The organism is Flavobacterium sp. DW-iso2, from assembly GCF_058725285.1.
Genome location: NZ_JBZXDY010000005.1, coordinates 139,730 through 158,131 on the forward strand (window position 1 = coordinate 139,730; position 18,402 = coordinate 158,131).

10 protein-coding genes are annotated in these 18,402 nt (G+C 34.1%); 9 read left to right on the top strand and 1 reads right to left on the bottom strand.

Annotation, left to right across the window (positions count from 1 at the left end; all coding sequences use genetic code 11):
- Positions 1-43 precede the first annotated feature (43 nt).
- On the bottom strand, positions 44-2,917 hold the full coding sequence (locus tag AC4PRO_RS05425; protein ID WP_074722274.1) for a triple tyrosine motif-containing protein: 2,874 nt from the start codon (positions 2,915-2,917) through the stop codon (positions 44-46).
- Positions 2,918-3,256: 339 nt separating this feature from the next.
- On the opposite strand from AC4PRO_RS05425, the gene AC4PRO_RS05430 reads away from it, so the two are divergent.
- The 9 genes from AC4PRO_RS05430 (at position 3,257) to AC4PRO_RS05470 (ending at position 18,210) form a co-directional block, all read left to right on the top strand.
- Positions 3,257-6,364, top strand: a complete 3,108-nt coding sequence (locus AC4PRO_RS05430) for a SusC/RagA family TonB-linked outer membrane protein (RefSeq protein WP_074722272.1) — start codon at positions 3,257-3,259, stop codon at positions 6,362-6,364.
- 14 nt (positions 6,365-6,378) lie between these two features.
- Positions 6,379-7,896, top strand: coding sequence for a RagB/SusD family nutrient uptake outer membrane protein (locus AC4PRO_RS05435; RefSeq protein WP_492116596.1), 1,518 nt, complete (start codon positions 6,379-6,381; stop codon positions 7,894-7,896).
- An 18-nt stretch (positions 7,897-7,914) separates the two neighbouring features.
- Positions 7,915-8,796, top strand: a complete 882-nt coding sequence (locus AC4PRO_RS05440; protein WP_492116597.1) for a hypothetical protein — start codon at positions 7,915-7,917, stop codon at positions 8,794-8,796.
- Positions 8,797-8,942: 146 nt separating this feature from the next.
- Positions 8,943-9,989: a glycoside hydrolase family 16 protein gene (locus AC4PRO_RS05445; RefSeq protein ID WP_074722266.1), complete on the top strand. Its 1,047-nt coding sequence runs from the start codon at positions 8,943-8,945 to the stop codon at positions 9,987-9,989.
- Between the two features lie 91 nt (positions 9,990-10,080).
- A complete protein-coding gene (locus tag AC4PRO_RS05450; RefSeq protein WP_492116598.1) occupies positions 10,081-10,923 on the top strand; it encodes an endonuclease/exonuclease/phosphatase family protein in 843 nt (280 codons plus the stop codon).
- Between the two features lie 7 nt (positions 10,924-10,930).
- Positions 10,931-12,388: a glycoside hydrolase family 30 protein gene (locus tag AC4PRO_RS05455; protein WP_492116599.1), complete on the top strand. Its 1,458-nt coding sequence runs from the start codon at positions 10,931-10,933 to the stop codon at positions 12,386-12,388.
- 19 nt (positions 12,389-12,407) lie between these two features.
- Positions 12,408-13,868, top strand: a complete 1,461-nt coding sequence (locus tag AC4PRO_RS05460) for a glycoside hydrolase family 30 protein (RefSeq protein ID WP_074722262.1) — start codon at positions 12,408-12,410, stop codon at positions 13,866-13,868.
- 106 nt (positions 13,869-13,974) lie between these two features.
- Positions 13,975-15,714 carry a cellulase family glycosylhydrolase gene (locus tag AC4PRO_RS05465; protein WP_492116600.1) on the top strand — a complete coding sequence of 580 codons (1,740 nt, stop codon included), beginning with the start codon at positions 13,975-13,977 and terminating at the stop codon, positions 15,712-15,714.
- Positions 15,715-15,975: 261 nt separating this feature from the next.
- Positions 15,976-18,210, top strand: a complete 2,235-nt coding sequence (locus tag AC4PRO_RS05470; protein WP_074722260.1) for a glycoside hydrolase family 3 N-terminal domain-containing protein — start codon at positions 15,976-15,978, stop codon at positions 18,208-18,210.
- Positions 18,211-18,402: the final 192 nt, after the last annotated feature.

Sequence of the window (18,402 nt, forward strand, 5' to 3'; positions counted from 1 at the left end):
TACACACTTTAAGAGACAGTGCAAGACAGTGCAAGACAGTGCCTTAAATAGCGATTAAAAAACCCACAAGATTTTCTTTTTTATTTAGTTGTAATTTTTTTCTTAATCGATAACGGGCCAGTTCAACGCCGCCGTTTGAAATGTTCATTATTTCTGCTATTTCCTTTGTAGACATGTTCATTAATAGATAAGTAGATAAATCAAGCTCTCTAGGGGAAATAGTTGGATGTTTTTCTTTTAATCTTTTTAAGAAATCAAAATGCACATTTTTAATGTGTTTTTCTAAATCATTCCAACTTTTATCGGCAGTTACCTCTTTAGTGATGCTCTTGTTTAATTTGTTAAGCTTTAACTTTGTTGAGTCGTCAAATGATTCCACATTAATATCTTTTAGTTTGTGGATTATTCCATTTAGTATTTTATTTTTCTTGACAACTTGAAGTGAGTTGTTTACGAGTTCTTTGTCTTTGGTTAATATTTTTATTTGAAGTTTATCATTTTGTAGCTTTTCAATTTCTTTTTCAAGTTTGTACTGCTCTTGTCTAATCTTAGATTCTTTTTCCAAATATATTCTTCTCTGTTCTATCGTTTCGTAATATTTATTTTTTCTAATTTTAACTTTTATTCTCCTTTGGATGAAAAGGATTGTAGCTATTATGATCGATATATAAAATAAATAAGTTAGAAAATGCCTATACCATGGAGGGGAAATCGTAAAATTAAAAGTGGTACTATCTGATTCGATTCCATAGCTATTTCGGGCCTTTAATTTCATTTTATAATTACCTTCTCTTAAGTTAGTGTATTCTTTAATTAAAGATGTTGACCATGGACTCCATTTGTCAGTAAAACCATTTAATAGATATGAAAATTCAACATTTTCAACATTTTCATAAGTAGGTGAGGAAAAGATAAATCGCACTGAGTTTGATTTATAAGGGATAGTGTAGTCGTTCAGTTTTGTTCTTCCATTACCTAATAGTAGCGTGTCGTTTGGGAAGGAAAAGCTCTGTATAAATACTTTGGGCTTTGTTATGAAGCTCTTTGATAAACTAGCGTTATAATGAGCTAATCCATCTGTTAGTCCGATAAATACATTAGCGGAATCAACTGTATTTATAGAAAGATAGTTATTGACTAAGTTACCGGTTAAATTAGAAAAAGGGGATATAGAGTTTTTGTACGTACTATTTGTGCTTTTTAGCAATACTCCTAGTGACTCATCGAATGCATACCATAAATTACCTAATCTATCTTCAGTCAGTGCGTTTATTAAGGGAACATTTTTAAATATAGCACTAATTGTCTGATCTTCATAGAATGTCCCTTGTTGCTGCGAATATTTGTAGAAATGATTTTTAGTTTGAAAATATATTTTATTATTAAAATGCTGAATACTAGTTATTCCTTTCGTTTCTTTCGCTAACTGCTGGTAGCATTTTATTTTAGTGAATTTTGTTAAGTTTTTAGACAATTCTAGTTGGTATAATAAATCATCTTTTTTTAGCCAAAGATTATATCTATCTATTTCAAAAGTGTTTGTTGATTTATTAAAACCAGCGATTTTATTTTTAAATTCCCAACCATTTTGTGTTTTTTCAAATAGCGTAAAACCATTGTAAGTGGAGCCAATGATAAAATTTGGATGATTAGGTATTTTTTTAAAGCCAAAGTAACCTCTATTGTCAAGTATTTTAACAGCATTCGGACTTTCGATAAGCAATGCTCCTCTATTGTGTGCGCAGAACAACAGATTATCGATTATTTGTAAATCCCATGCTTGGCCAGTTGTACCTTTTACGAGTGAAAAAGCATCCTCCTTAATTGTCTTGTTCCAAGTGTGGCAAAAGACTCCTTGATTAGTCGCTACGTACAATTTGTCATTAAAAATAACGGAAGCGTAAACAGTGCTTAAATCATAACTAAAGCCAAAGTAGGAAAAAGGGGAGCTTTCATTAATAAATGCGATCCCGTTATCAAGGCCTAGCCAGAGATTGTTTTTATTATCAATAAAGGAAGTGAGCACGGTATTGTTTTGCAAACCTTTTTTATGATTGATGTGCTGAATAATTTTGCCATTAAGGTCGCAAATGATTATTCCGTCTAATACAGAATTTATAGCGATAAAACGATTCGTTATATTGACTCCACCTAGCGAGCTATTTTTTTTAATAAATTCATTGGCTTCGTTCTTCCAAGGTGTCATTCCTTTTCCATCATAAATAAAAAGTCCTTTGCTTAAAGTGGCGACTAATATTTTGTTATTGGGCATTGGAAACATTCCCCATACCTCGTTATTGTTTAGTATTCTTGAACCTTTTAGAGGAATGAATGTATCGTTTTTATACTCTAGTATCCCCAGTGCAATGTCTTGGAGATACAGTTTATTGTTGATTATAAAGGAAAATTGAAATCGATTAGGTGCATTGCGTATTTTGAGCTGCTTGTTTTTGTATATGTAAATTTTTTCAAAGGATTGAAAAATTACTTCTATACCACGGATATGTATTTTCCAAATGAAGTCTATTGGATTGTTCGCGTCCTTATTAATCATCTTTGATAAAGAAAAATATTCAAGCTTTCCTTTTTTATTGGATTCGAAAAAACCAAATTCACTATAGCCGCCAACAAATATTTTACCGGAATCATCAATTTTTATCGATCTGACTGCAAAGGAATTTGGTAATGAATATTTTTTCCAAGATGAACCGTCAAATTGAAGTAGGCCGTTATTGTTTGCGAAATATAAGTTGCCATTTTTATCTTGGTCAATATCCCAGTTTTGCGTTCCTCCCTTATAATCGGATCTTTTGTAGTTGCGTATGTCAGGAAGCCCAATGTTTTTTACTTGACTTGTTAGTAATGTTGAAGTCATTAGAAGCCCTAGAAGTAGTAGGTTTAATGATGTGTATTTCATAATACTATAATGTGTAATGAGTAGTTTTATTTAGAAGTAGTTTTATAAGTTGAAACTACTTTTCTTAAATCATTTTGATACCTTGATTGTCGAATAAAAGCTAAAATACTTGATTTTTAACTATTGTAGTGTTTGTTTTAGTTGATTATATTTTTAAATATTTTTTTTTAATATTTAAAGGTCTTATTAATAATGTTTTGTAATTATTTTGATGTGTTTTTGTTAAGTTATATTTTGTTAGTTGATGTGTTTTTGTAATAATTTAAAAATGCCAATACCAAAATTAAAGAGGTATTATTGCGGTAAATAACTAAATAATTAACCAAAAATTATAGAAAAATGAAATTAAGAAAATTACTTATTTTTTGTTTTTCATTGATACTATTCTCAGTTTATGCACAAGCACAAGATGTTGTAGTGAACGGAATAGTCAATGATGAAGCAGGAATGCCAATTCCAGGGGCATCAATTTTATTGAAAGGGAGTACAGAATCAACCTCTTCAGATTTTGATGGAAAGTTTCAGTTTAAAGCTCCTATTAATGGAGTCTTACTAATTAGCTATATTGGATATGCTACGATAGCCGAACCTATTAAAGGGCGATCTTCTATTACTATTAAATTGGTTTCACAGTCACAAGATTTAAACGAGGTGGTTGTTGTAGGGTATGGAACTCAAAAGAAAAGCGTTGTTACTGGAGCTATTTCTAGTATCAAAGCATCAGACCTAGAAGATTTGCCTATTACAAGAGTTGAGCAGTCCTTGCAAGGTAGAGTTTCAGGTTTGACGATTGCAGCAAACTCTGGACAACCAGGTTCCTCTGCAACAATACGTGTTAGGGGAATTACTACTTTCGGGAATAACGAGCCACTTTGGGTTGTTGACGGAGTTGTGGTAGATGCCGGAGGAATAGGTTATTTAAATCAATCGGATATTGCTTCTATAGAAGTTTTAAAAGATGCAGCTTCTCAAGCAATTTATGGTGCGAGGGCTGCAACAGGTGTGATTTTAGTAACTACTAAAAAAGGGAAATCTGGAAAGGTCAGTGTGAGTTATAATGGTTACACAGGTATATCTGCTCCAGCTAGGAAATTAGATTTGCTAAATGCAACGCAATATGCAACATTAATGAACGAAGCTTCCGTAGCTGGTGGTGATGGAATAAAGTTTACAGATCCTGCTTCTTACGGTACTGGTACGGATTGGCAATCGGCTATTTTTAACAATAGTGCAAAACGTGTTGGTCATGAATTAAGCTTAAGTGGTGGAAATGAGGTTTCGACTTTTTATGTTTCATTTGGTCTTTTGGATCAAGAAGGAATTGTTGCCACTGATATTTCTAATTATATAAGAAAAAACATTAGATTAAATTCTACACATAAAATAACTAAGAAAATTACTTTTGGTCAAACATTAGGTTATTCTAGAGAGAAAAGTGTTGGAGTAGGAAATACGAATAGTGAGTTTGGCGGAGTCTTAAGTTCTGCAATTAATTTAGATCCTCTAACACCAATCGTGGAAACTGATCCAATTCTTTCTAACCAATCTCCTTATACAAATAGCGGTGCTATTAGAGATGCTAATGGGAATCCTTACGGTATTTCATCTAATGTAGGTCAGGAAATGTCTAATCCATTGGCATATATTCAAACGAAGTTAGGCAATTATGTTTGGTCTGATAATTTTGTTGGTAATGCTTATTTAGAAGTGGAACCTATAACTGGATTAAAAATACGTACAACTCTAGGTGGGAAATTAGGGTATTGGGGTAGCGAAAGTTTTACTCCTGAATCGTATTTAAATGCTTCAAGTATTGTTGCTAGAAATAATATATCAAGAAGTACCAATACTGGATTTGGTTGGAATATTGAAAATATTGCGTCTTATTCTAGACTTATTAGTAGTCATAATTTCAGTGTTTTAGTAGGTCAAGGCTCGTATGTTGATAATATCACAAGCGGTAGCGGAGTAACATATTATGACATTCCTGTAACTAGCTATATAGATGCATCATTTAATTTCAGTGTGCCTACAGATCAAATAGTTGCATATGCTTACACTGGCTCAGAGCATATTGTAACCTCTTTATTTTCAAGATTAAATTATGATTATAAAGAAAAGTACTTGGTAACAGGTATTGTCCGTAGAGATGGTTCTTCAAGATTTGGTTCAAATAATAAGTATGGTACTTTTCCATCGTTCTCTTTGGGTTGGGTAGCTTCAAAGGAAGAATTTTGGAAAGAAAACGACGTAATCAGTCAATTGAAATTTAGAGGTGGTTATGGAGTAACGGGTAATGATGCTATTGGTGATTTTAGATATTTAGCTACAATTGGCGGAGGAAGAAACTACACTATTGGGAATTCAGGTTTAGTAACTATAGGCAATAGTCCTAATGCTCCTTCAAATCCAGATTTAAAGTGGGAAGAGACTAGTCAGGCTAATATAGGTTTTGATGCAACAATTTTTAATGACTTTAATCTTTCGGTAGATCTATATGATAAAAAAACAGTGGGTATTCTACAAGATATTATAATTCCTGGATATGTGGGTTCAACAGGAAATCCTGTAGGTAACGTTGCTGATATGCAGAATAAAGGTATAGATTTTGAATTGGGGTACCGCAAAACAGTGGGGCAGGTAAATATGTCCATTAACGCTAATGTGTCTTATTTAGATAATAAAGTCACGAATTTAGGTAACGGAATTGATTTCTTATCAGGAGGTCAAACTATTCAGTCTAGTACTTATCCCATAACAAGAGTGCAAGTAGGACAACCGTACAATGCCTTTTACGGATTTAAAACAGCAGGTATATTCCAAAATCAAACTGAAGTAAATGCATACACAAATGCTAGTGGTGGATTGATTCAACCTAATGCAGTTCCAGGAGATTTCCGTTGGAAAGATGTAAATGGAGATGGACAAATCACATCAGATGATAGAGAATTTTTAGGAAGTCCAATACCGAAATATACTTTTGGTTTCACTATCAATTTAGATTATAAAAATTTCGATCTATTAGTTTTTGCACAAGGTGCTAGTGGTAATAAAATCTTTCAAGGTTTACGTAGGTTAGACATTGGAAATGCTAATTTTCAAACTACTGCATTAGGTCGTTGGACAGGAGAAGGAACTTCAAATACCTTTCCAAGGTTGACTACAGATGACACGAATAAAAACTTTAATAACCCATCTGATTTTTATTTAGAAGACGGAGATTATTTAAGATTTAAAACGGTTCAGTTTGGTTATACATTGCCAAGTGATGTCATTAATAAAGCGGGTTTACAAAAAACAAGAATTTATTTAACAGCTGAGAACTTATTCACTTTTACTAAATATTCTGGATATGATCCTGAAATTGGTGGAGGAGTAATGGGAATTGATAGAGGATTTTATCCACAAGCGAGAACATTCATGCTAGGTGTTAATTTACAATTTTAATAAAAGATATTATTATGAAACTTAAAAATATAAAATTTTCACTTATTGCCTTTGTTGTGATTTTTTCAGCTACATCATGCAGTGAGGAATTTTTAAATGTGGAACCAAAAGGGACAGCATTAGAGGGTAATTATTATACAAACGAAACAGAGGCTTATTCAGGTCTTGTTGCAGTTTATGACGTTTTAGGGAAGCAATCACGAGGATTTGAAAACATGATTTGTATGCTAAATGCTGGGTCAGACGATTTTTATGCAGGCGGTGGTGGAGCTACAGATGGTACTGGAATGCAATCTTTTTCAGATTATTCAATAAGTGCAGTGACAATACCGTCTAGTTTTTGGAATGATTTTTACCAAGGTATTTTTAGAGCAAATATTTTGCTTCAAAAGCTTCCTGCTATTCCAATGCCAGAGGCTGCGAAAGCAAGATTTACTGCAGAGACTAAGGCATTACGTGCTTATTATTACTTTGAGCTAGTTAGAACGTTCAAAAATGTTCCATTGATTACCGCGCCAATTGCAACTAGTGAGATTTATAATATTATGCAATCAAGTTCAGATATTGTTTATGCTCAGATAGAGAAAGATCTAACTGAGGCATTGCCTGATCTACCTACTTCAATTACTGATGTAGCTATTGAAGGTGGTCGTTTTTCACAAGGATCAGTTCAGGCGTTGTTAGGGAAAGTGTATTTATACGAAGGAAAAAAAAACCAAGCTGCTGCGGCGTTGGCTTTGGTTAACGGAAGTCCTGGAGGAACAAGTGTTTATGGTTATAAATTACTAAGCAAATTTTCAGAATTATGGACTATAAGTAACAAGCTTAATACAGAGTCAATTATAGAAATTATGAGTACCGACAAAAGTAATACAGATTGGGGTAATTGGGGGTCAGGTTCAGATGAAGGAAATAGTATTAATGTCATGGTTGGGCCTAGAAGTTTTTCTAGACCAGCAGTTTCTAGTGCTCCAAATTATGCTTCGGGTTATAGTTTCAATACAGTAACTCAAAGTTTGTATGATGTTTTAAAATCAGACCCACGTTTTGATGCTACGATTGTAGATATGAAATCATTAAAAGCTTCAGGACAAGCAGATTATTCTCCTGGTTATAAAGACACAGGTTACTTTTTGAAAAAATTTATGCCATTAACGACAGATGTATCTACAGGTGGAGGAGCTACTGTTTTAAATTACAAACAAAATGTGTATGCGATTCGTCTAGCCGATACTTATTTAATGGAAGCAGAAGCACTTGGTGGTACTGGTACAAGAGCACAAGCATTATTAGATGCTGTAAGAGCAAGAGTAGGTTTAGGTTCAGTACCAGTTTCTATCGATGCAATATTACTAGAGAGAAGAATGGAATTAGCTGGAGAAGGACACCGTTGGTTTGACTTAGTACGTACAGGAAAAGCAGCTTCGGCATTGGCAATTAAAGGATTTACAGTTGGTAAAAATGAAATCTGGCCTATTCCTTTGAAAGAATTGGAAAATACAAAAATTGTACAAAACCCTAATTATAACTAAGCGCTAAAACATATAATTATGAAATTAAATATCATTTTAAAAAGAAGTGTTTACCTAATGTTTATTATAGTAACATTAGGGTCGCTGACTTGTTGCCAGCCTGACACTATAGGAGAAGGTAACGGATTAACGGATAGTAATGTGGATGCAACATTCACATTTACTCCAGTTGCAGAAAAAACAAATACTTATAAATTAATGGCTCAAACTCAAAGTGTAATTTTATCTAAATGGGATACGGGTGATGGCTTGTACATAGGAAAAATGAATGAAGAAATTTCATTGCCAGATGCAGGAACCTACCAAATAAGGCACGTTGCAGTAGGACGAGGTGGGTCAGAAAACACAACTATTAAAGAGATTATAGTTGCTACTTCTGATCCTTTAAAAGGAAATTTAGTACAAGGCGGTAATTTTGCAAATGCAACTGATCATGCAAAATGGAAAGTTATGAATTTAAGCCCATCAGGCGCAGCAAAATGGACTTTTAAGACTGGTAGTGCTATTATTAATTCTAATGGTGGATGGAGTCAAGAGGCAATTTATCAAGCCATAGACGTAGTAAAAGATAAAGAATACAAAATTGATATGCTAGTTTCTTCACAAAATGGTTCTGATGAAACTTGGTTTGAAGTATATGCAGGAACGACGGTGCCTGAGTCAGGTGTTGAATATAAAGATAACAGGGTTATGGGTTTAAGTACTTGGGATGGATGTGCCAAAGCTGCTTTCTCCGGAAAATTATCTATGGTAGGTTGTGTAAAAAATCAAATTGGGTCTATTTCAAACGTCGTTAAATTTAGTCAAACAGGAAAGATTTATCTAGTATTTAGAAGTGGCGGAAATATCTTCACTAGTAGTGGAATTACGATTGCCAAAGTAGAGTTTAGAGGGGTTTAATAGAGCTTTAATAGAAGAGACTATTTTCGATTTTGAAATAGTCTCTTTATAAAATTGGAATAGAAACTGTTTGAATTAGGGGTAGTGAAACAAGTACCTATTTAGAGTTTTAATTCTTGATTTTAATAAATTTTAATTATATCACAATGAGAAAATTTATATTGTTTTTCTGCTTGATCAGCCTTTTTTCGTGCAGTAGTAGTAACACAGATGCTGAAGTAGTAGCAATAACGCCATCGAACCTCTCAGTTTCTGCAATGGTTGTAGGTGCTGATTTTCAAAATCCTAACGGTGATGGCAGTGGAACAGTAAATTTTAAAATTACGGCAACCAATGCGACATCGTATAAAATTTTACTAGGTAATGGAGTGACTAAAGAACTAACAGATGGGAACCTTGCGTATACGTATTTAACAGCTGGTACAAATACCTATGTTATATATGTGTCTGCATACAATTCTGGAAAATTTGTTTCTACTTCAATTACAATAAAAGTTTTAGTAGGGTCATCATTGGTTTGGTCAGATGAGTTTAATGTGGATGGAGCTCCTGATGATACTAAATGGAATTTTCAAACTTGGGATCCAGGTTATGTTAATGAGGAACTTCAATCTTATACCACTCGTGTAAAGAATATAAAAGTTGAAGACGGCGTTTTGAAAATCACAGCACTTAAAGAGGATTTTGGCAAAGGTAAGTTTACTTCTGGAAGAATAGAAAGCAATGGTAAATTCGAATTTACTTATGGTACAATAGTAGTAAGAGCTAAAGTGCCTACTGGAGTTGGTACATGGCCAGCTGTCTGGATGTTAGGTGGTAATATTGGTAGTTTAGGATGGCCAGCTTGCGGTGAGATAGATATTTTAGAATCTGTAGGAAAAAATTTAAATCAAAATCACTCTTCGTTGCATTCACCAGGAAGATCAGGAAATACGCCCGATACAGGAATTATAACAGTTCCTAACAGTAATACAGAATTTCATATTTATAAAGCAAATTGGACTGCTACTGACATTAAGTTTTATGTTGATGATGTTTTGTATTATACTTTTCAAAATTCGGATAAATTCCCATTTAATAAAAACTTCTATCTAATAGTAAATTTAGCGATGGGAGGCGTTTGGGGAGGTGATGTTGATCCAAATTTTACATCATCTACATTTGAAATTGATTACATAAGAGTTTATAATTAGTTTATTGTTTTGGTTAGTAGATTCTTCATTAAGAGTTTATATTCAAATTTGGACAGGAACTCTAGTGAAGAATTAATTAATAGTATAGAAAATGAAGTGTATCAAAAAAGTATTTATTCTAGTGATTTTTATGTTAGTGATTTTTATTTCTAATGCGCAATCATTAAAAGTAATGACGTACAATATCCGTTTGGATATAGCGGGTGATGGCGATAATAATTGGAATCTGAGGAAAGATTTTTTTACTTCTCAAATACAGTTTTATGCTCCTGACATTTTTGGAATTCAAGAAGCATTACCCAATCAAGTTTTGGATATTTCTAATGCACTGCCTTCATACATTCACATTGGGTTCGGTAGGGAAGAAAATGGGCAAGGAGAGTCTTCTAACATTTTTTATGATAAAAATAGATTGGAGATTAAAAAGAGCAGCACTTTCTGGCTTTCTGATACTCCAGAAAAAGTTTCAAAGGGTTGGGATGCAGCCTACAATAGAGTTTGTACCTATGCTTTATTTAAAGATGTAAAAACCGAACAATTGTTTTGGGTTTTCAATACACATTTAGATCACATTGGGCAAGTAGCTAGAAACAAAGGGCTAGGTCTTATCATGGCTCGAATTGCTCAATTCAATACCAAAAAATATCCAGTAATTTTCATGGGAGATTTGAATTCTGAACCTACCGAAAATAGAATTATAGCATTAAAAAATACAATGGATGATTCCAGAGAAATAGCTAAAGAGAGTCCTTTTGGGCCTTTAGGGACATTCAATAATTTTAAGCACAATGAAGCAGTTAACAAAAGGATTGATTATATTTTTCTTTCTAAGAACAGCATCTTTAAAGTAAAAAAGTATTCCGTTTTAAGTGATTCAAAAGATTTAAAATATCCATCAGACCATTTGCCTGTTTATGTAGAAATAGACTTTTAAAAAAAATATGAAAACCATAAAAAACACTATGAAAGCTTTCTTTTTATTAATTGTTTCGGTGATGATTTCAAAATGCTCGCCCTCTAATGATATCGTTAGTCCTACACCAACTAATCCCACGCCAGTAACGGTTACTAACGAGGTTGATTTTTGGATGACCAAAGGGAATCAAAGCAGTATGCTCCAAAAACAAACAGGAGTTTTAGCTTTTAATACGACTTATAACACCTATCCTAATATAACAGTTGATGAGGCGCAAACTTTTCAAACTGTAGATGGATTTGGTTATACCTTAACAGGAGGAAGTGCCCAGGCAATTAATCAGTTAAATGCGATCAAAAGAAAAGAGTTGTTAGTGGAATTATTTGGTACAATTAGCACTTCTATTTCAGTTAGTTATTTAAGAATAAGTATAGGAGCATCTGACTTAAATGCAACGCCATTTACTTATGACGATATGTCCATTGGACAAACAGATCTCAATCTAACAAATTTTAGTTTAGCTCCTGATAAGACGGATTTAATCCCAATGCTTAAAGAAATCATTGCAATCAATCCTGCTATTAAAATTATGGCAGTACCATGGTCTCCGCCAGTTTGGATGAAGGATAATGGTAGTTTTATAGGCGGTAGTTTACAGCCACAGTATTATGCCGTATATGCAAAATATTTTGTAAAATATATTGAGAAAATGAAAGAAGAGGGAATAGCTATTGACGCTATTACACCTCAAAACGAACCGTTACACCCTGGGAATAATCCTAGTTTATTGATGTTAGCGTCACAGCAAGCTGATTTCATTAAAAATCATTTAGGCCCTGCTTTTAAAGCGGTAAACAGTAAGGTAAAAATCGTAGTATATGACCATAACTGTGACAAACCTGAATATCCTATTGCTATTTTGAATGATAGTGATGCAAACTTGTATGTTGATGGTTCAGCATTCCATTTATATGCTGGGGATATTAGCGCACTGTCGACCGTTCATAATGCTTTTCCAAATAAGAATGTTTATTTCACGGAGCAGTATACTTCTTCATCAGGGAGTTTTGATGGAGATTTAAAGTGGCACGTTAAGAATGTTATTATTGGATCAATGAGGAACTGGAGTAAAACAGCCTTAGAGTGGAATTTAGCAAATAATAGTTCTTACGGTCCACATACTCAAGGAGGTTGTGACTCTTGTAAAGGAGCTTTAACAATCAATAGTAGTGAAAGTTTTTCTAGAAATGTAGCATACTATATTATAGCGCACGCTTCTAAGTTTGTTCCTGATGGATCAATAAGAATAGCTAGTAATACTATAGGTAATTTAAGTAATGTAGCATTTAAAACTCCTGCAGGTAAGAAAGTTCTAGTGCTAGAAAATGATGGAAATACAAATGAAATTTTTAATATTAAGTATAATGGAAAATGGATTACTACTGCTCTGGACGCAGGAGCAGTAGCAACTTACATTTGGTAAAATAACCTAAAAAAAAATGATGAAAAAAATTACAACAGCGGTGCTGTTAACGGTTTCACTTCTTGCTTTTTCGCAACAAAAAATGCAAGTTAAGACGATACCTTTTTCTATAAATAGTAGAACTGTAACGGTTTATACTTCTGCAGATAGCACAGACTTGAGACTAACAAAAACAGATGTAAACTTACAGTTTACAGACTTAAAACAACCACTTGAAACCCAACTTTGTGTTTTCGTAAATCCAAGTAAAACTTTTCAAACTTATTTAGGTATTGGCGGAGCAATCACTGACGCAAGCGCAGAGGTTTTTGCAAAATTATCGAAGAAAAGTCAGGAGGAATTTTTACAAGCTTATTATGATAAGGACAAAGGAATAGGGTATTCTATTATTAGAACTAATATACACAGCTGTGATTTTAGTTCAGGTAGTTATACCTATATTGAGGAGGGAGATGCTGCTCTAAAAAGCTTTAGCGTTGCGCACGATAAGGAATTCAGAATTCCACTAATTAAAAAAGCAATCGCAACTGCAGGAGGGAAGGCGACTGTTTACGCGAGTCCATGGAGTCCACCGGCATTTATGAAAGACACGAAGAACATGCTGCAAGGAGGTAAGTTATTGCCAGAATTTTACCAATCATGGGCTAATTATTATGTGAAATTTATCGAAAGTTATGAGAGAGAGGGAATTCCTATCTGGGGGTTAACTGTTCAAAATGAGCCAATGGCAAAACAAACTTGGGAATCATGTATTTATACAGCCGAAGAAGAACGTGATTTTGTTAAAGATTATCTAGGACCCACATTGCAAAAATCTGGATTTGGGGATAAAAAACTAACGGTTTGGGATCATAATAGAGATTTAATATCACAAAGGGCAAGTACTATTCTGGATGACCCTGAAGCGAGTAAATATGTTTGGGGAGTTGGTTTTCATTGGTATGAAAGCTGGAGTGGAGGAGATTCTATGTTTGAAACTGTTGGAAAAGTTCATGAGATGTACCCAGACAAAAAATTACTTTTTACTGAAGGTTGTGTGGAGAAATTCGATTACTCTAAATTACAACTTTGGGCTAATGGAGAGCGTTATGGCGAATCTATGATTCACGATTTTAATAACGGCACTGTAGGATGGACTGATTGGAATGTTCTTTTAGATCAAAATGGTGGACCAAACCATGTAGGCAATTTTTGTTTTGCACCTCTTCATGGAGATACAAGAACTGGAGCCTTAATTTATACGCCTTCTTATTATTTTATTGGACATTTTTCTAAATTCATTGGCGAAAAAGCAAAAAGGATTAGTAGCGTATCAAGCCAAAGTTTCTTATTAACGACTTCGTTTCTAAATCAAGATGGAAAAGTGGTTACCGTAGTTATGAATAAAACGGATAAAAACTTAACCTATTATTTGTGCATTGGTACAAAAGCAACTGAGGTTACTATTCTTCCTCATGCAATTCAAACATTAGTTTTTTAAATTAATTTTCTTGAGTCTAGATTATTTCTCGATACAATTTTCCTTTCGTGAAGATGGATCGTGAATTGACTATACCCAACAACGATAAGCATTAAATAATTATTACATGAAAAAAATACTAGTAGTACTTTTAACATTCCTTTCAATTTCTGCCTTTTCGCAAGGATTTTTACATCGAAATGGACAAAATATAGAAGATGGTAAGGGACACAATATTGTTCTTAGAGGTCTAGGTATCGGCGGATTGATGGTGCAGGAAGGATATATGCTAAAGACATCAGCTTTTGCAGGGCCACAGCGCGAAATTAAACAGAAAATCACTCATTTAATTGGAGCTGAAAACACAACTGAGTTTTACGATTCTTACAAAGCAAATGGATTTACAAAGCAAGATGTAGATTCACTTGCTGTCTGGGGATTTAATTCGATTCGATTGCCCATGCATTATAACCTTTATACTTTGCCAATCGAGCAAGAGACAGTTTCAGGAAAACAAACATGGTTAGAAGAAGGTTTTAAAAGAACTGACGAATTACTAAGCTGGTGTACTTCAAACAAAATATACTTGATTCTAGACTTGCATGCGACTCCGGGAGGTCAAGGAAAAGATGCTAATATATCAGATTACGATCCTTCTAAGCCATCGCTTTGGGAAAGTACAGCTAATCAGGATAAAATGGTTGCGCTGTGGGAAAAATTAGCGACTCGTTACAAAGACGATCCTTGGATAGGAGGTTATGACATCATTAATGAACCTAATTGGAATTTTTCTGGAACGAACCAGAATGGTTGTGATGAAAAGCTAAATACACCATTGAGAGCTTTACAATTAAGAATTACAAAAGCCATTAGGGCTATAGATATGAACCATTTAGTTATCATAGAAGGGAACTGCTGGGGAAATAATTACAATGGGATTTTTCCATTGTGGGATGATAATATGGCGTTGAGTTTTCATAAATATTGGAATAAAAATGATGTGGGATCTATCCAAAAAATGTTGGATTATAGAGAAAAATACAATGTCCCAATTTGGATGGGAGAAGGAGGAGAGAACTCCAATGTTTGGTTTCAAGAAGCTATTAATTTATTAGAATCAAATAATATAGGTTGGGCCTTTTGGCCAATGAAAAAAGTGGAAAATACAGCAGGAATTACTTCAGTTAATAAACCAGCGTCTTATGATACACTTTTGGAATATTGGGAAAAGGGAGGAAAGAAGCCTACTGTGTCTTCCGCCAAAGCGACCTTAATGGAATTAGCGAATAATTATAAGTTAGAAAACACTGTAATTAAGTATGATGTTATTGATGCGATGTTCAGGCAAGTACAAACTACAGATACAAAAGAATATTCTTCTCATATTGTACCTGGTAAAATATTTGCTACCGACTATGATTTAGGTCAAAATGGATATGCCTATTTTGATACTGATGTAATCAATTATGACGGCACCAAATTTACCAAATGGAATAAAGGAGGTGTTATGAGAAATGACGGCGTCGATATTGAGGTTTGCAGCGATGAGGTTACTAATGGTTTTGATGTGGTATTTATTGAAAGTGGAGAATGGTTGCAATACACAATTGATCTGGTCAAAGCTCAAACATTTGATGTTTCCATTCGGTTCTTTAGTAAAAAAGTGGGTGGTAAATTGTTTTTAGAGGATGAAAAAGGAAACAAATTGTCACAAAATATAACAATTCCTTCATCTGGAGCATTAGGTAAATGGGATACAGTCGTACTGAAGAACGTTACATTAAAACAAGGAACTAATAAAGTCAGGGTACACTTTGAAAAAGGAGGTTTTAAGTTTAATTATTTAGAATTTAAAGAAAAAAAGTAGGCTAAGTGGACAATTAATCAGCGCATTTACTTTTAGAAAGTTATGACACACAATTTTTATCAGCAATTTTTTTAGTCACGTCTCGTAAAGTTAGAATATCAAATTCACACGAAAAAAATTAGTTGTACAAACTAAATTAGCGAATTATAATCTTGTAAGTTTTACAATTTGTAGTGAGTTTCTCTTAATTTTTTACGGAAAGTTAAAGGCGAATGGATTGAAAAGACTATCGGGCTTAATACCAAATTAATAATCGAAGAAATGAAAAAAATAACCACACTATTGTGTTTAGCAGTAACCGTTTTAGGTATTGCTCAGCAAAAAATAATTGATCAAAAAGTAAATGCTTTGTTAAAGCAAATGACACTTGAAGAAAAAATAGGGCAGCTCAATCAATATACGGGAGACAATCAGGCGACAGGCCCTATAACTATAAATCCAAACAAAGAGAAAGACATCAAGGGCGGTCATGTGGGTTCGATGCTGAATATTATTGGGACAAAATACACCAGACAATATCAAGAATTAGCCATGCAATCTAGGCTAAAAATTCCTTTGTTATTTGGTCAGGATGTGATTCATGGTTTTAAAACTACTTTTCCTATTCCTTTGGCGGAAGCAGCAAGTTGGGATTTAAAAGCTATGGAGCTTTCAGCTAGGATTGCAGCAACAGAAGCGGCCGCGAGCGGAATTCATTGGACTTTTGCGCCTATGGTCGATATTAGTCGTGATCCTCGTTGGGGAAGAGTAATGGAAGGCGCTGGAGAAGACACTTATTTAGGTTCTAAAATCGCGTATGCTAGAGTAAAAGGTTTTCAGGGAAATTTAGGAGATGTCAATTCGGTTATGGCTTGTGTAAAACATTTTGCCGCTTATGGGGCTGCCGTTGGCGGAAGAGATTATAACTCGGTTGATATTAGTGAAAGGATGCTTTGGGAAACCTATTTACCTCCTTTTAAGTCAGCGTTGGACGCAGGTGCTGCAACTTTTATGAATTCATTTAATGATCTTAACGGGGTTCCTGCTACGGGAAATAAATATTTGCAGCGCGATATCCTAAAGGGGAAATGGAATTTTCAAGGTTTTGTAGTTTCTGATTGGGGTTCTATAAGTGAAATGGAAAACCATGGTTATGTAAAAACTAAGAAAGAAGCGGCTTTAGCAGCCATACTTGCAGGAAGCGACATGGATATGGAAGGGAATGCTTATCGCTATCATTTAGCCGAATTAGTGAAGGAAAATAAAGTACCAATTGCATTGATTGATGACGCGGTAAAAAGAATTTTGCGTAAAAAATTTGAATTAGGATTGTTTGATGATCCGTATAAATTTTCAGATGCAGCGCGTGAAGGAAAAGAATTGAATAACCCGGAGCATAGGAAAGCAGCTAGGGATATCGCGGCAAAAAGTATCGTTTTATTGAAAAATGAAAACAGTATCTTACCCTTATCTAAGACAATGAATACGATCGCTTTTATAGGCCCACTAGTTAAAGAACACAAGCAGAACATGGGTTTTTGGGCAGTTGAATTACCAGGTTTGGATTATGATAAAGAAGTAGTTTCACAATGGGAAGGTTTACAAAATAAAGTAGGAAACAATACTAAATTACTTTATGCCAAAGGTTGTGAAATAAATGGAGATAATAAAGATGGTTTTGCAGAAGCAGTTGCCGCAGCTAGTCAAGCCGATATTGTGATTTTAAGTATTGGTGAAAGTTGGAACCAGAGCGGTGAAGCCAAGAGCAGAAGTAATATTCATTTGCCTGGAGTTCAAGAAGAATTGGTAAAAGCCATACTAGCAACAGGAAAATCGGTGGTGGTTCTAATCAATGCGGGAAGACCGCTAATTTTTAATTGGACCGCTGATAATGTTCCCGCAATTGTTTACACCTGGTGGCTAGGTACTGAAGCGGGTAATGCTATTGCTGATGTATTGTTTGGTGATTATAATCCTTCAGGTAAATTACCTATGACTTTTCCGAGAGAAGAAGGTCAAATTCCTATTTATTATAATCATTTTAATACAGGAAGACCTGCACCAAACGAAACGGCGACTAATTATGTCTCGGCATATATTGATTTGAAAAATAGTCCTAAGTTTTCTTTTGGCTATGGATTGAGTTATACGAATTTCGAATATTCTAATTTGAAACTTTCGAAAAATAAGATAAAAGAAAGTGAAATAATTGAAGTTACTTTAGACTTAAAAAACTCAGGAAAGGTTGCTGGAGAAGAAGTAGTTCAGTTGTACCTAAGAGACAAAGTAGGATCGGTGGTGCGACCGATAATCGAGCTAAAAGATTTTCAAAAAATAAAATTGAAAGCAGGAGAAACAAAAGAATTAAAGTTTAGGATTGACAAAGAAAAGCTGTCATTTTATAATAACGAATTAGAATGGGGAGCTGAACCTGGTGATTTTGATTTGATGATTGGTGCTTCTTCTGTAGATATTCGTTTGAGAGATAGTTTTGAATTGGTGATAAACAAATTTTGATTTACTTGTTTAGGCTCTGTTCAGAAAACTTTCGAATTAAATGGCGGCGTCACATACTCTGGCAGCAAAAATAACATCAACTTATTGATTTTCAGCAGCGACGCTGTCTATAAATTTATTAACGTACTTCACATGAAAATCCTTAACTGTAATTTTACCCTGACATTGTTTTTGACACTAATTTAAGTTTGT

What these genes read in the sequence shown, in the direction of transcription:
- AC4PRO_RS05425 (WP_074722274.1), bottom strand. Translation starts at nt 2,917, where the DNA reads ATGAAATACACATCATTAAACCTACTACTTCTAGGGCTTCTAATGACT.
- AC4PRO_RS05430 (WP_074722272.1), top strand. Translation starts at nt 3,257, where the DNA reads ATGAAATTAAGAAAATTACTTATTTTTTGTTTTTCATTGATACTATTC.
- AC4PRO_RS05435 (WP_492116596.1), top strand. Translation starts at nt 6,379, where the DNA reads ATGAAACTTAAAAATATAAAATTTTCACTTATTGCCTTTGTTGTGATT.
- AC4PRO_RS05440 (WP_492116597.1), top strand. Translation starts at nt 7,915, where the DNA reads ATGAAATTAAATATCATTTTAAAAAGAAGTGTTTACCTAATGTTTATT.
- AC4PRO_RS05445 (WP_074722266.1), top strand. Translation starts at nt 8,943, where the DNA reads ATGAGAAAATTTATATTGTTTTTCTGCTTGATCAGCCTTTTTTCGTGC.
- AC4PRO_RS05450 (WP_492116598.1), top strand. Translation starts at nt 10,081, where the DNA reads ATGAAGTGTATCAAAAAAGTATTTATTCTAGTGATTTTTATGTTAGTG.
- AC4PRO_RS05455 (WP_492116599.1), top strand. Translation starts at nt 10,931, where the DNA reads ATGAAAACCATAAAAAACACTATGAAAGCTTTCTTTTTATTAATTGTT.
- AC4PRO_RS05460 (WP_074722262.1), top strand. Translation starts at nt 12,408, where the DNA reads ATGAAAAAAATTACAACAGCGGTGCTGTTAACGGTTTCACTTCTTGCT.
- AC4PRO_RS05465 (WP_492116600.1), top strand. Translation starts at nt 13,975, where the DNA reads ATGAAAAAAATACTAGTAGTACTTTTAACATTCCTTTCAATTTCTGCC.
- AC4PRO_RS05470 (WP_074722260.1), top strand. Translation starts at nt 15,976, where the DNA reads ATGAAAAAAATAACCACACTATTGTGTTTAGCAGTAACCGTTTTAGGT.